This window comes from Vibrio sp. THAF190c, from assembly GCF_009363355.1.
GTDB classification, from domain to species: Bacteria; Pseudomonadota; Gammaproteobacteria; order Enterobacterales; family Vibrionaceae; genus Vibrio; species Vibrio fortis_A.
The window spans coordinates 1,900,226-1,914,046 of record NZ_CP045338.1 but is presented as its reverse complement, the minus strand read 5'-3'; the positions used below and the strand labels follow the sequence as shown (position 1 = coordinate 1,914,046).

10 protein-coding genes are annotated in these 13,821 nt (G+C 44.5%); 8 read left to right on the top strand and 2 right to left on the bottom strand.

Annotated features, from left to right (window positions below):
• Positions 1-288: 288 nt before the first annotated feature.
• From FIV04_RS08505 to FIV04_RS08470, 8 genes are all read left to right on the top strand, one after another.
• Positions 289-1,077: a TetR/AcrR family transcriptional regulator gene (locus FIV04_RS08505; protein WP_152468876.1), complete on the top strand. Its 789-nt coding sequence runs from the start codon at positions 289-291 to the stop codon at positions 1,075-1,077.
• A 169-nt stretch (positions 1,078-1,246) separates the two neighbouring features.
• The gene (locus FIV04_RS08500) at positions 1,247-3,652 is read left to right on the top strand and encodes an RND family transporter (protein ID WP_152468875.1); all 2,406 of its coding nucleotides are present in this window, start codon (positions 1,247-1,249) and stop codon (positions 3,650-3,652) included.
• A gap of 106 nt (positions 3,653-3,758) precedes the next feature.
• Positions 3,759-4,532 (top strand): outer membrane lipoprotein-sorting protein, encoded by a 774-nt coding sequence (locus tag FIV04_RS08495; RefSeq protein ID WP_253895406.1) that lies wholly within the window; start codon positions 3,759-3,761, stop codon positions 4,530-4,532.
• Positions 4,533-4,541: 9 nt separating this feature from the next.
• Entirely contained in the window at positions 4,542-5,738 is a 1,197-nt protein-coding gene (locus FIV04_RS08490; RefSeq protein ID WP_152468873.1) for a hypothetical protein, read from the top strand.
• A 202-nt stretch (positions 5,739-5,940) separates the two neighbouring features.
• A complete protein-coding gene (locus FIV04_RS08485; RefSeq protein ID WP_152468872.1) occupies positions 5,941-7,056 on the top strand; it encodes a GGDEF domain-containing protein in 1,116 nt (371 codons plus the stop codon).
• Positions 7,057-7,336: 280 nt separating this feature from the next.
• The gene (gene pheS, locus FIV04_RS08480; protein WP_032548794.1) at positions 7,337-8,320 is read left to right on the top strand and encodes a phenylalanine--tRNA ligase subunit alpha; all 984 of its coding nucleotides are present in this window, start codon (positions 7,337-7,339) and stop codon (positions 8,318-8,320) included.
• A gap of 18 nt (positions 8,321-8,338) precedes the next feature.
• Positions 8,339-10,726: a phenylalanine--tRNA ligase subunit beta gene (gene pheT / locus FIV04_RS08475; protein ID WP_152468871.1), complete on the top strand. Its 2,388-nt coding sequence runs from the start codon at positions 8,339-8,341 to the stop codon at positions 10,724-10,726.
• A gap of 216 nt (positions 10,727-10,942) precedes the next feature.
• Positions 10,943-11,533 (top strand): sce7726 family protein, encoded by a 591-nt coding sequence (locus tag FIV04_RS08470; RefSeq protein ID WP_152468870.1) that lies wholly within the window; start codon positions 10,943-10,945, stop codon positions 11,531-11,533.
• Here the strand turns inward: FIV04_RS08470 and FIV04_RS08465 are convergent.
• Positions 11,478-12,584, bottom strand: coding sequence for a beta family protein (locus FIV04_RS08465; RefSeq protein WP_152468869.1), 1,107 nt, complete (start codon positions 12,582-12,584; stop codon positions 11,478-11,480). The two genes, FIV04_RS08470 and FIV04_RS08465, sit on opposite strands and share 56 nt — an antisense overlap.
• Positions 12,581-13,810, bottom strand: a complete 1,230-nt coding sequence (locus tag FIV04_RS08460) for a helix-turn-helix domain-containing protein (protein ID WP_152468868.1) — start codon at positions 13,808-13,810, stop codon at positions 12,581-12,583. Before FIV04_RS08460 ends, FIV04_RS08465 begins: the two co-directional genes overlap by 4 nt.
• Between the last annotated feature and the right edge of the window lie 11 nt (positions 13,811-13,821).

Here is a 13,821-nt window from a genome sequence, read left to right as displayed (position 1 = left end):
ACGGACCAAGAGTGAACAGTTCGTCACGTAAGGTATTGAAAGTGTATGAGCTTGGTTGAGTAATGGTTAGAAATGATTCATGAGTCGAATAAATTTATAAATGAGACTTGATTTGATCAATAGTTGAGCTATTATGACGATAAGTCAAAAATGACGAAGCGTCACAAAATGGCAGCGTACATGATTACGGGATTCATGTTATTATTTGAGTAGGAGTATTGTTTAATACAGACAAGGTTTAAAACAGACCACGCCTGTAAATAGGCTAAGTTAAGGTACGGACTAAACATGAAGTTTGGCTTAGGTTGCAAAGATGAAATAAAAGGAATGCTAGGGTGCATCTCGGGCATGACTAAGAAACAACAGGCGATCGCAGAACGCGAGGTAGAGCTTATGTTGTTGGCAAGGGATATCGTTCGAGAGCAGGGCTTTGGTAACTTAACTATGGATAAGTTAACCGCAGCGAGCTCTTACTCGAAAGGGACGATATACAATCATTTTTGCAGCAAAGAAGACGTTGTTTTAGCCCTGTGTATTCATTCACTTAAAACAGAGGCGATGTTATTTGCGCGCTCTGGAGAGTTTGAAGGCACAAGCCGTGAAAAAGTAATAGCGTTGCACGTTGCATACCGAATCTATGCTCGCATGGAGCCTGTACTGTCAACTTGTGCAATTATGGCTAAGAGTCCTTGGATACTAGAGAAGGCCTCACCAACAAGAGTGCAAGAGCTTAACGAACTTGAAGAGATGGTGATCAACCATGCTGATGAGTTAGTTTATCGCGCTGTTGAAGCTGGGGATCTGAAATTCTCTTCTGGGATCGGGTCTGATGCTATTGTTTTTGCTAACTGGTCGATCGCTTTTGGTTCTAACGCCTTGAACCAAAATGCGTCCAATAGCCACTGTATTCAACGAATCCAAGACCCATATTCAGTGTTACACAACGCCAATATGCTTTTAGATGGCTTGAACTGGCAGCCGCTCTCTTCGGAATGGGATTATAAAAAGACCTGGCGTCGAGTAGAGCAAGAGTTGTTCAGTGAAGAAGTTGCCTACCTAGAATCTGTTGGTCGTTGATCATACTTAACCCACCTTGGTGGGTTATTTAAGCGCCATTAGTGACGAATCGTCAAATAAATGAGCTGATTTGAGTAGAAGCGAGTCAGTTCTTAATTTTGACCTCATTTTGTATGTTTGCCAGCGAATTGCTGGTTTTTAAATATACATTTATGACGAATCGTCACATATGGAGGCTGTGATGGAACCCCAAAATCAACCATCAGAAACACAGAGTGCTTGGCATACTTTACCCACCCAACGCTCGTTTATAACGCTGTTCGTAGTGTTAGCGGTGATCGCCGTTGCTACGTTTGGCGCCAAGAACCTCTATTTCAGAGGTGACTACAACATCTTCTTTGAAGGGACCAACAAACAGTTGATGGCGTTTGACGAGATTCAAACCACCTTCGCCAAAACAGACAACCTTTCTATTGTGATCGCCCCAGACGATGGCAATGTCTTCACTCCAGAAACTCTCACTCTGATTCAAAACCTCACCGTCGACTCATGGCAGATCCCATACTCTAGTCGTGTCGATTCCATCGCTAACTATCAACATACCGAAGCGTTCGAAGACGACCTATTGGTAGAAGACCTCTTGTATGAAGAGTACGAGCACACGCCAGAGCGAATCGCCAAAGTAAAACAGATCGCCCTCAATGAGCCACTACTCAAGAATGCGTTGGTGTCAGCGTCTGGCGATGTCACGATTGTTAACGTAACCGTGCAACTGCCAGAAGTGGATAAAACTGCTGAAGTACAAGAAGTTATCGCGGCTATTAATACCATGATCGGCAAGTACCAAGCTCAGTATCCGAATGTTGAATTCCATAAAGCGGGCATCATCGCCATGAACAACGCCTTTATGACTTCAGCTCAAGAGGACAGCTCAACGCTAGTACCGTTAATGCTGTTAGTGGTGTTGGTGTTCCTTACCTTTATGCTGCGTTCGTTCTTTAGCGTTGTCGCAACTCTTGTGGTGATCATCTCCTCGATTCTCGCGACCATGGGCTTGTCTGGTTGGGCTGGTATGTTCTTAAGTACGGCAACCGTGAACGTTCCAACATTGGTGTTAACCCTAGCGGTGGCTGACTGTGTGCACGTGATTGTAACCATGCGCCAAGCCATGCAGCGCGGAATGACCAAAGCCGAAGCGATTCAATACAGCATCAAGCTTAACTTCATACCAATTCTAATCACGTCCGTGACCACAGCGATTGGTTTCTTGATGATGAATATGTCAGATTCTCCAGTACTGCGTGACTTCGGTAACTTGTCTGCACTGGGTGTGATGATCGCTTGCTTACTATCCGTCTCTCTGCTGCCTGCGCTGCTTAACCTGCTGCCAGTGAAACGCCTTGCGCCAACCACTAGTGAGTTTGAAAAAGTCACCTTCATGGACAAGTTGGGCGATTTCGTTGTCAACAATCGCAAAGCCTTGTTGCCTGTTTCTACGCTAGTGATAGTGGTTGCTGCGGCCTTGATTCCACTTAATAAAGTTAATGACGAGTCGGTGAAGTACTTTGATACCTCAAACGAGTTTCGCCAAGCTGCTGACTTTATGGAACAGACCATCAGTGGCATGACCAACTTGAGTATCGCGATAAAAACCAATGAGTCTCAAGGCATTGCTGACCCTGTATTCTTGCAAGCGATAGGCGACTTTACGGAGTGGTTACGCGTTCAACCAGAAACCGACCATGTCGCGACATTGTCAGACGTTTATAAGCGCTTGAATAAGAACATGCATGGTGACGATCCTAGCTATTACCAACTGCCTCTCGACCGTGAACTCGCGGCGCAATACCTGCTGCTTTACGAGATGTCTCTGCCTTACGGGTTAGACCTAAACAACCAGATCAACGTCGATAAATCCTCGATCAAAATGGTACTCACCGTCGACAACCTCGGCAGTGTGGAGCTAGTGGAACTTGAAGAGCGTATCTACGCGTGGTTCGCAGCCAATGCACCTCAATATGAAGTGGTCGCGTCTAGTCCATCACTAATGTTTGCTCACATCGGCGAAACCAACATGGCGAGCATGCTCTCTACCTTGCCAATCACCTTAGTGCTTATCTCTGCGCTGATGATCTTCGCTCTGCGTTCGGTTCGCTTAGGGGTGATAAGCCTAGTACCAAACATTGCGCCAGCGATCATTGGCTTTGGTTTGTGGGCGCTTATCTCGGGCGAAATCAATCTTGGTTTGTCAGTCGTAGTCACGCTTACTTTGGGTATCGTGGTTGATGATGCGGTGCACTTCCTAAGTAAATACCAGCGTGCTCGCAAAGAAGGCCAATCAGCTGAACAGGCGGTGCGTTACGCCTTCCACACCGTTGGTCGCGCATTGTGGATCACCACAGTGGTGCTTGTTGCTGGCTTTAGCGTACTCGCGCTATCTGGTTTCAGACTCAACGCTGACATGGGCTTACTGAGTGCCATTGTTATCTTCATCGCACTGGTTGTGGATTTCATTTTGCTACCAATCTTGCTGATGATTTTCGACAAAGAAAACCACTACGTGAGCGACGCAAAAAAGCAAACCGCTAACACACAGGCAAACCCAACCGCCGAGTTATCTACTTCGACCAAATAAGGAAATGTCAGCCTGCAGATGTGGGCTGACCAAGGAGATCATTATGAAAAGCTTTAAACATTCTATTCGTAACAAAACAAAAGCAAAGAAAACACTAATAACGTCAATGATAACAATGGGTGCACTAACCATAGGCTCATTTGCGGCTTTACCTGCGCTGGCTGACCCTGCAAAAGGGTTAGAAATTGCAGAAAAACGCAAAAGCCTAGATACGGGCTGGGGCGATTCGGTTGCGACCATGGAGATGCTGCTTAAAAATAAACAAGGAGAGAGCAGCACTCGCTTAATGCGCCTTAAATCTTTAGAGGTTGATAACGATGGCGATAAAGGCTTAACCATCTTCGACCAACCGAGAGATGTGAAAGGCACGGCTTTCCTCAACCATTCGCACATCACCAAGCCAGACGATCAATGGCTATATCTTCCAGCTCTAAAACGCGTGAAACGTATCTCTTCACGTAATAAGTCGGGCCCGTTTATGGGCAGTGAGTTCGCTTACGAAGACTTGAGTTCATTCGAGCTAGAAAAGTACACCTTTAACTATGTAGAAGACGCCAAACTCGATGGGCTAGATACCTTTGTATTAGAGCAAGTGCCGACCGACAAAAACTCAGGTTACACCAAGCAAAAAGTGTGGCTAGACCAAGAGCATTACCGCCCAATGAAAGTCGAATTCTACGACCGTAAAGGTGCACTGTTGAAAACCTTGTCGTTCCAAGATTACAAGCAGTACCTAAACCAGTACTGGCGTGCTCACACTATGGCGATGCAGAACCACCAAACGGGTAAAAGCACCGTCCTAACCACAACAGATTTGGTGTTCCAGAACGGACTTGAAGACCGCGACTTCCAGAAAAACACCCTCAAGCGAGCGAAGTAGGGCATTGATATGAAAAGGAATGTGTTACTAGGCTCGCAGTTGGCGGTGACCATTGCAGCGACACTCGGTTTAATGAGTGTCTCTTCGATGTGTCATTCGGTTGAGCTGGCAGGGCAAGTCAACGTGGAGCATCGTCAGTTCTTCAGTGACGGCTTACAAGGGCAGAGCAAAGACCAAACTTCATTGGTGCTGCAACCTGAACTCTATTGGGAACAGCAAGACGGCAATGGTAGCTTCACCTTTACCCCGTTTTATCGTTTTGACAGCCAAGACGATGAGCGAACCCACGGTGATGTGCGTGAGGCGTTGTACCTTACTTACTGGGACGACTATGAACTGCGTGCCGGTGTCGGCAAAGTGTTCTGGGGCGTGACGGAATCTGCGCACTTGGTGGATGTGGTTAACCAGACCGATGCCATTGAATCGGTCGATGGTGAAGCCAAACTTGGCCAACCTATGGTGCACTTCACGTCTGTTAAAGATTGGGGCACCGTGGATGCAATGCTACTGCCGTATTTCAGAGAGCGTACCTTTGCGGGCGAAGATGGAAGGTTGCGACCAACCATCCTAGTTTCTGATGATGCGCTGTATGAATCTTCGAGAGAAGAAAAACACGTCGATGTTGCGCTGCGTTATAGCCAAATGTACGGAGATTGGGACGTTGGCTTGAGCTATCTAGCGGGTACCAATCGCGACCCATACTTTCGTTTTGAAGGGAACAAGCTTAAACCTTATTACGCGCAAATGCAGCACGTTGGGTTAGATGTACAAGGCATTGTCGGTGATTGGCTACTCAAGTTAGAAAGCGTTTATCGAGACAGTTTCGATAACCACACAGGGCTCGTCACAGGTTTTGAATACACTTGGGTAGGGGCGTTAGATTCGTATTGGGACATTGGCTTTCTTGCAGAATATCTGTATGACAGCCGAGGCAATAATGCGCAAAACGTGGGCCAAAACGATGTGTTTGTCGGAACGCGATTTGCGCTCAACGATGAAGACGGCACCGAAGTTCTGGTCGGCATGACGCAAGACTTAGACAACAGCGATGTTTACAGTGCGCGCGTAGAAGCTTCAGCCCGCATCAATAACCACTTTAAGTGGCGATTGAACGGTTGGTTGTTCGAGAATGAAACGCCGGAAGACTTGCTCTTCTTTGCTAGAAAGGACGACTTTGTTGAGCTGGCGTTGGAGTATTACTTCTAATGTTGGCTAATTGAGGCGTTCTTGTTGAACAAAACGCCTCAATTTTAGTTAGGACTGCGGTTTATAACGATCAAGGTCGTCTTTTTATAAAATCGGCGAGAAATCAAATAGCCCTAAAGGTAAGGTGGTTATGTTAATTGACCACCTATAATGATCGGATATGCATTTAAATTATGCTGGCGGCATTGGCCCTAAGGGACTTATGAATTCATTTAATTGGGATAAAAATTTTGAAACAGGTATTGATGCTGTAGACGAACAACATCAATACCTTGTTGGCTTTATCAACCACTACGGCAACCTGTTATCGGAGAATACGATTTCTATCGGTGACATTAACGTCGCTCTGCTCGATCTGACACGCTATGCCGAATTCCATTTCAAGGAAGAAGAGTGTTTGATGAGAGAGCGTGGTGTGCATGAAAAGCACATTGAAGAGCACATCAAAGTGCATCGTGTGTTTATGCAAGACATCTACAGCATGCAGGCTTTTATCTTAGAAGAAGATCAATCATCGGCACGACAGTTACTTGATTTTCTGATCCATTGGCTTGCTTATCATATCCTTGGCATCGACCAAAACATGGCGCGACAAATGGCAGCGATCGCAGAGGGCGCAACACCTCTACAAGCCTTTGAAGCAGAAGAGAAGCAGCAAGACTCTTCGACCATTCCTTTATTAGCGGCACTTAAAGGTCTGTTTGAACAGGTTTCTGAGCGCAATAAACAGTTATTACGTTTCAATCAGTTACTTGAAGATAAAGTCGAGGAGCGTACTGCTGAATTAAAACGAGCAAATAAGAAACTTGAAGAGCTGTCGTTAACAGATTCGCTCACCAAATTACCTAATCGTCGCTGTGCGTTTAAACAGCTCGCAGTGCATTGGCAAGAATCCCAAGAGCTTGGCCTGCCTTTGGTTTGCATTATGATTGATGCCGACCATTTCAAAAGCATAAATGATACCTGTGGCCATGATGCTGGTGACTTGGTATTGCAAACCCTCGCACGTGAGTTAAAAAACACCTTCCGTAATGACGATATTGTATGTCGGCTAGGTGGCGATGAGTTCTTGGTTATTTGCCCGGATACTGACCTGAAAGGCGGGATGTACATCGCGGAAACGGCTCGACAGAAAGTGTCTGAATTAAAGGTTGAAACCGGTCATCAAGTTTGGGTAGGCAGTATTAGTGTTGGTGTGGCAGAAATAGCCCCAGAGTTCGAATCGATGAGTGAGTTGATCAAAGCCGCCGATGAATCTGTTTACTTAGCGAAAGATGCGGGCAAAAACAGCGTTTGTTCGATTCAGATTCAGGCCTGATTTTCTTCCTGTTCTGGAATACCGTTTGCTCATTCTCTCGGGTGTAACTTAGTTATAATCTCAAGTGAAACTCACCTTTAAATCAAGGAGTGGTACCTCTATTTGTACCACTTCCTCCTACTCCTCACTCATATCCCGTTAAAGTTGCCGTGTTTTTAGTCAATAACTTGTTCTTTTGGCAATTCAATTTGGCATTAGTAGCTGGTTTGATTACTATGTGTAGCTATCGAAAAAACTAATCATCCGATACGGACACTACCAGAAGGTAGATGAGGAAACGATGCAACATCTAGAAGAGATCATTGCTAATGCAACGACAGCGATTGAAAGCGCTGATTCGTTAGTCGCACTTGATGAAGTGCGAGTTCAGTATTTAGGTAAGAAAGGTGAACTAACTTCACAGCTTCAAAGCCTAGGTAAACTACCACCTGAAGAGCGTCGCACTGCTGGTCAAGAGATCAACAAAGCGAAAGGTGCTGTTCAACAAGCGATTGCAGCTCGCAAAGACGCACTACAACGTGCAGAGCTAGAAGCGAAACTGGCTGAAGAGACAATCGATGTGAGCCTACCAGGTCGTCGCATTGAGAACGGTGGTCTACACCCAGTAACACGCACAGTTGAGCGTATTGAACAGTTCTTTGGTGAGCTAGGCTTTAACACTGAGTCTGGTCCTGAGATTGAAGATGCATTCCACAACTTTGATGCACTAAACATCGCAGAAGATCACCCAGCTCGTACTGACCACGATACCTTCTTCTTTAACCCAGACCTAATGCTACGTACGCACACGTCTGGTGTTCAAATCCGTACAATGGAAAACGGCAAGCCTCCTTTCCGTTTCATCGCTCCGGGCCGTGTTTACCGTAACGACTACGACCAAACTCACACGCCAATGTTCCACCAAGTGGAAGGTATGCTGGTAGATGAGAACGTAAACTTCGCTCAGCTGAAAGGTATTCTGAACGACTTCCTATGTAACTTCTTTGAAGAAGAAGTAGAAGTGCGTTTCCGTCCTTCATTCTTCCCATTCACAGAGCCTTCTGCAGAAGTTGACGTGAAACGTAAAGATGGCAAATGGCTAGAAGTTCTAGGTTGTGGCATGGTTCACCCTAACGTACTTCGCTCTGTAGGCATCGACCCTGAGAAATACTCTGGTTTCGCATTCGGTATGGGTGTTGAGCGTCTAACAATGCTTCGTTACGGCGTAAATGACCTTCGTGCGTTCTTCGAGAACGACCTTCGTTTCCTAAAACAATTCAAGTAATCCGGGGCAGTCAAAACTATGAAATTCAGTGAATCTTGGCTACGCGAGTGGGTTAAACCTGCAATTAACAGCGAAGAGCTAGCTCACCAAATCACTATGGCTGGTTTGGAAGTTGACGATGTAGAACCTGTTGCTGGTGAATTCACCGGCGTTAAAGTAGGTAAAGTGGTTGAATGCGGTCAGCACCCAGACGCAGACAAACTACAAGTTACAAAAATTGATATCGGCGAAGAAGAGCTTTTAGACATCGTTTGTGGTGCATCTAACTGTCGTCTTGGCCTAACTGTAGCAGTAGCAACAGTTGGCGCAGTACTTCCTGGTAACTTCAAAATCAAGAAAGCAAAACTACGTGGTGTTCCATCGCACGGCATGCTTTGTTCTTTCTCTGAGCTAGGTATCGACGTAGAGTCTGACGGCATCCTTGAGCTACCAGAAGGTACTACTCTAGGCATGGACGTTCGTGAACTTCTAGATCTAGAAGACGTAGCGATCGACGTAGACCTAACAGCAAACCGCGCTGACTGTTTCAGCATCCGTGGTCTTGCTCGTGAAGTTGGCGTACTAAACCGCGCAGACGTTACAGAGCCGGCAGTTGAAGCTGTTGCTACAAGCATTGAAGACACAGTATCTGTTGAAATCAAAGCAACTGATGCTTGTCCACGTTACCTTGGCCGTGTGGTTAAGAACGTAAACGTGAAAGCGGAAACGCCAATCTGGATGCAAGAAAAACTGCGTCGTTGTGGTATCCGTTCAATCGACCCAGTTGTAGACATCACAAACTACGTGATGCTAGAGCAAGGCCAACCAATGCACGCATTTGATCTATCTAAGATCGAAGGTGGCATCGTGGTTCGTCTAGCAGAGCAGGGCGAAAAACTAACACTTCTAGATGGCAACGAAGCTGAATTAAACAGCAACACGCTTGTTATCGCTGACCACAACAAAGCACTAGCAATCGCTGGTATCTTTGGTGGTGAAGAGTCTGGTGTAACAACTGAAACAACAGACGTACTTCTAGAAGCAGCATTCTTCGCACCGGATCACATCCGTGGTCGCGCACGTGCTTACGGCCTACACACTGATTCTTCTCTACGTTTCGAGCGTGGTGTTGATTCAACACTACAAGCAGCAGCAATGGAGCGTGCAACACAGCTTCTAGTTGAAATCTGTGGCGGTGAAGTTGCGCCAGTAAACGGCAGCGAATCTGAAGCTGATCTACCAAAAGCAAACGTAGTATCTCTACGTCGCGCTAAGCTAGACAGCCTACTAGGTCACGAAATCCCATCTGAAGACGTGGTAGAAATCCTAACTCGTCTAGGTTGTGAAGTTGAGACTACGGACGCAGGTTGGACGGCAACGTCTCCATCTTGGCGTTTCGATATCGCAATCGAGCAAGACCTAATTGAAGAAGTAGGTCGTATCTACGGTTACGATAACATTCCAAACCAAGCGCCTAAAGCGGCACTTAAGATGAACGACCACAAAGAAGCTGACCAACCGCTTAAGCGCGTTCGTGATCTTCTAGTTGACCGTGGTTTCCACGAAGCAATCACTTACAGCTTCGTTGAACCAGAACAGCAAAAACTGATCGTTCCAGATGTTGAGCCGCTAATCCTGCCATTCCCAATCTCTGCGGACATGTCAGCAATGCGTCTTGGCCTAATCCAAGGTCTTCTAAACACGGTTGTTCACAACCAGAAGCGTCAACAGCCACGCGTTCGTCTATTCGAATCTGGCCTACGTTTCATCCCAGAAGCATCAGCTGAAAACGGCATGCGTCAAGAAATGATGCTAGCAGGCGTTATCTCTGGCACTCGTGGCGAAGAGCACTGGGACGTTGCAACAAACACTGTTGACTTCTTCGACCTAAAAGGCGACCTAGAAGCAGTTCTAGAGCTAACAGCGAACGAAAAAGCATACAGCTTCAAAGCAGCTAAGCACCCAGCACTTCACCCAGGTCAAACTGCGGCTATCGTAGTAGACGGTAAAGAAGTGGGTATCATTGGTACTGTTCACCCAGAACTAGAGCGTAAGTTTGGTCTAAACGGCCGTACTATCGTATTCGAAATCGAATGGGCAGCTATCAACACTCGCGTGCTTCCAGAAGCAGTAGCAGTATCTAAGTTCCCTGCAAACCGTCGTGATATCGCGGTTGTTGTTGACGAAGCAGTAGCTTCTGGCGACATCGTAGAAGCGTGTATCGCAGCTGGTGGCGAATTCCTAACAGACGCTAAACTGTTCGACGTTTACGTAGGTAAGGGCGTAGAAGAAGGCAAGAAGAGCCTAGCTATCGCACTGACTCTACAGTCTGTAGAGCGCACACTAGAAGATGCAGACATCGCTGGTTCAGTAGATGCTATCGTAGCTTCAATCTCAGAGAAATTCGGCGCAGCACTTCGCGACTAATCTCTTCTGATAGATAGAAAAACTAAAGGCCTCGCAATTGCGAGGCCTTTTTTTGCTGTTTCTTTTGGATAGAGATGTTCGCTATGAATTAGATTAAAAGCAAGAGGTGTGAGCCATTCTAGTGCAACAGCGTAGATGACCGTATTGTCAAATTTGGTGTAGAATACGATATTGAAAAACTAGTTATTTAAAAACTACTCGATTGAGATTGAAAAGATGTTCGCGACCAATGATTCTGAAATTAGAGAAGCATTTCATAAGAAAAAGTTAAAGAACCAACATGAAGATAACCAAACTCTTGTAATTGATGAGCTAGGGCTTATGCATGGTTCGAATCGGATTGATATTGCTGTAGTTAATGGTTGTATACATGGGTATGAAATAAAAAGCTCTAAAGACACACTAACACGCTTTAAAGATCAACTTGATACTTATATGAAAACTTTACAGAAGCTGACTGTAATTACTGCACCAAATCATGTAAACGGTATTTTAGATGTAGCTCCTGATTGGGTCGGTATCATTATTGCAACTAAAGGAAGTAAAGGAGCTATACATTTCCGAACGCATCGGAAAGCGAAAAGAAATCCTAAGGTTGAAGCTATAAAAGTTGCGCACCTTTTGTGGAAAGATGAAACTCAAGCTTTGCTTGAGGAGCTGGGAGTTTCATCTAAAAACCGTCGAGCTACCAGGTTAGATCTATACAAAACTCTCGTTGAACATATCAGTACAGATCAGCTTGTAAAAAATATTAAGGTAACGTTTGAAAACCGTTCAAACTGGCGTTCTGGTGTACAACTAGTGTGAGGTGATGACTAATTGCAGCTTCTTTCCATGTACTTAGGTTACCCGTACCACACTGGCCCAGAGCGCAGTCATAGATCTTCTTGTCTCCTGGAGAAAATGGTTCCCCGTAAAAGTAATTTTGAGGCGAATTGACCAACTTGGAGCACAAATCTTTCATTTGAGAAGTGTCATCTCTAAAAGACCCACCTTTATAGATAACCCAATTATCTTTGTATGAGTAAACAAGTTTCGCTGCTGGTTTCATCATTCGCATATCTAATGAGCTAAAATCTGGAGTCTCAATTGTATAATCACCAAAACCTAATCTTGGGAAATCTCTCGTGATTTTTGCATGTAACGATTTGTAAAATATCCAATCTTGTCGTTTCTGTACAGAACCTGGTTTTTTAACAAGATCTAGTTGTAGTGATGTGCCAGCCACGTATATCGATCTAAACTCATTGATCTTGGGTAGTAATCCTAAAAGCGTAGACAGCATTAATATAACATCTTCGTTTGGTTCGTAGTTTGCTCCCTTTCTGAAGTCGATAATCAAATCAGTGGAAGAAATCGGACATGTCAAAGTTGCCAATAGAGTCAAAATTTTGGTGTGATTGGAAGGGTCTGCTAATTCATCTAATGAAATTCTTATACCCGCACCGTTGCCACCAGCAAGCCAGTCTTTTTTGACTGCATTAATATAGCTTGCGTCATAGTCCATTTGAATCACAGGAGAAAACACCCCTTTGACTGATCTGAGCTCATCGAATACAAACTCAGGAATTGTTCTACCGTCTTTAACGTGATCTAAATGTAAGCTAGAGTCTATATCTATAAGAGATGAAGCAGTCCCCCATTTAGTTTTATATCTGTTGGCTAGCTTTTCTACATGTTCTTCCGCAGACTTCTTAAGCTTTTGTTCCTCGAAATCAAATTCAATAGGAGGGATTACAAATAGAGGGTATAGGTTTCGTTTTATGTCTTGCTTTAGGCGGAGCAGGGCTTGGTACTCACCTTGTCTCCACTTTATGATGGGAAGATACTTTTTATAGGAACTTAACTCAACGCTCATTCGAATTGACCTCTTACTTTTCCGTAACCAATAAGATTATTAAATTTACTGTAGTCATTTTTTTCTTTTCTTAATCTACCTGCAATTATTGCAGGGTTTACCCCTAATCTTTTTGCATCTCCCACAATAGCAGCTTCGGTCGCGATGACCCTAGATACAGACAACTTCCATGCTTCAGGAGCTATCAAGTTGTTCAATGCAAACGCATCGGCTTGGTCTTCAAGAGAATTACTACTTTCGCCTACATTTTCATCAATAAACTCAGTACCTAATTGAGAAAGGTGTAAAAAAACGTGTCCAAGTTCATGTAGAAGTACGAACCAAAAATTATCAATTCTGTCATGTCGTATTGTCATTCCGATAATAGGATTACCGCTTTCAGAGAGCATTGCAGCTCCGTCTAAATATGTACCTTCTAAGTGAGGTTCATAAATTAGAATAACCCCTTTAGATTTAAGGAAGTCTCGAGCCAAAACGGGTCCATTCTCATGTGTGCTTAGAGAAACTAACTCGGGTATCCAAGAGTCATTAAATTCAAACTGAGATATTTGGTGCGACTTTATTAACTTCTCTGCATTAGATAGGATACTTGCTTGCCACGCTATTAAAGATATCGCGTGTGCTGATTTTCCTTTGAAACTCGTTTTACGATGTAAAGCAGGTTGTAAGCCCAAGCCAAAAGCACCTTGAATGAACTGCTTAGCTAATTCAATAGAGTTTTCCCCTTTCTTAATCCAACCTCGTTTTTGCATTTCTTTTACAGGTAAGGAGCCCCATTGGAAGTCGGATTCTTCACGTGAATTGAAAATGATGTTCCCTGAATCATCTAAGACACTAAACCGGTTTAGGCCAAGGAACTGTGAGATTTTTAATATTCTAGAGAGACTAGCACCTTTATATTGCTCGGACTCTAGGGCTTGGAGTTGTTTAGTCGGGATTTTTAGGTGCTCAGCTAACTTATCTTGGCTAACTCCTTTAGTAATTCTTGAACTCACAAGGTATTTTGGAAGCTTGTCGATTGTTAACTCATCAACTTCTTGGAACTGTCCCTTAGATAAGCTTATATAATAATCTATGGCTTCATTTAGCTCAGAAATCTGATGAGCGATAGAGTCTCTTTGAATGTCAGCTAACCATGAAGAATCATTTTTGAGTGTTTTTAATGTGTCGATAAGTTTTTCGCGAGCTTCTTGAGATAGGCCTAGTTCTATGTCGTTAAGTATCATGTTATACCCCT

Bases quoted from the DNA above. Each gene is read 5' to 3' on its own strand.
- FIV04_RS08505 (WP_152468876.1), top strand. From the start codon at position 289: ATGAAGTTTGGCTTAGGTTGCAAAGATGAAATAAAAGGAATGCTAGGG.
- FIV04_RS08500 (WP_152468875.1), top strand. From the start codon at position 1,247: ATGGAGGCTGTGATGGAACCCCAAAATCAACCATCAGAAACACAGAGT.
- FIV04_RS08495 (WP_253895406.1), top strand. From the start codon at position 3,759: ATGATAACAATGGGTGCACTAACCATAGGCTCATTTGCGGCTTTACCT.
- FIV04_RS08490 (WP_152468873.1), top strand. From the start codon at position 4,542: ATGAAAAGGAATGTGTTACTAGGCTCGCAGTTGGCGGTGACCATTGCA.
- FIV04_RS08485 (WP_152468872.1), top strand. From the start codon at position 5,941: ATGAATTCATTTAATTGGGATAAAAATTTTGAAACAGGTATTGATGCT.
- pheS (WP_032548794.1), top strand. From the start codon at position 7,337: ATGCAACATCTAGAAGAGATCATTGCTAATGCAACGACAGCGATTGAA.
- pheT (WP_152468871.1), top strand. From the start codon at position 8,339: ATGAAATTCAGTGAATCTTGGCTACGCGAGTGGGTTAAACCTGCAATT.
- FIV04_RS08470 (WP_152468870.1), top strand. From the start codon at position 10,943: ATGTTCGCGACCAATGATTCTGAAATTAGAGAAGCATTTCATAAGAAA.
- FIV04_RS08465 (WP_152468869.1), bottom strand. From the start codon at position 12,584: ATGAGCGTTGAGTTAAGTTCCTATAAAAAGTATCTTCCCATCATAAAG.
- FIV04_RS08460 (WP_152468868.1), bottom strand. From the start codon at position 13,810: ATGATACTTAACGACATAGAACTAGGCCTATCTCAAGAAGCTCGCGAA.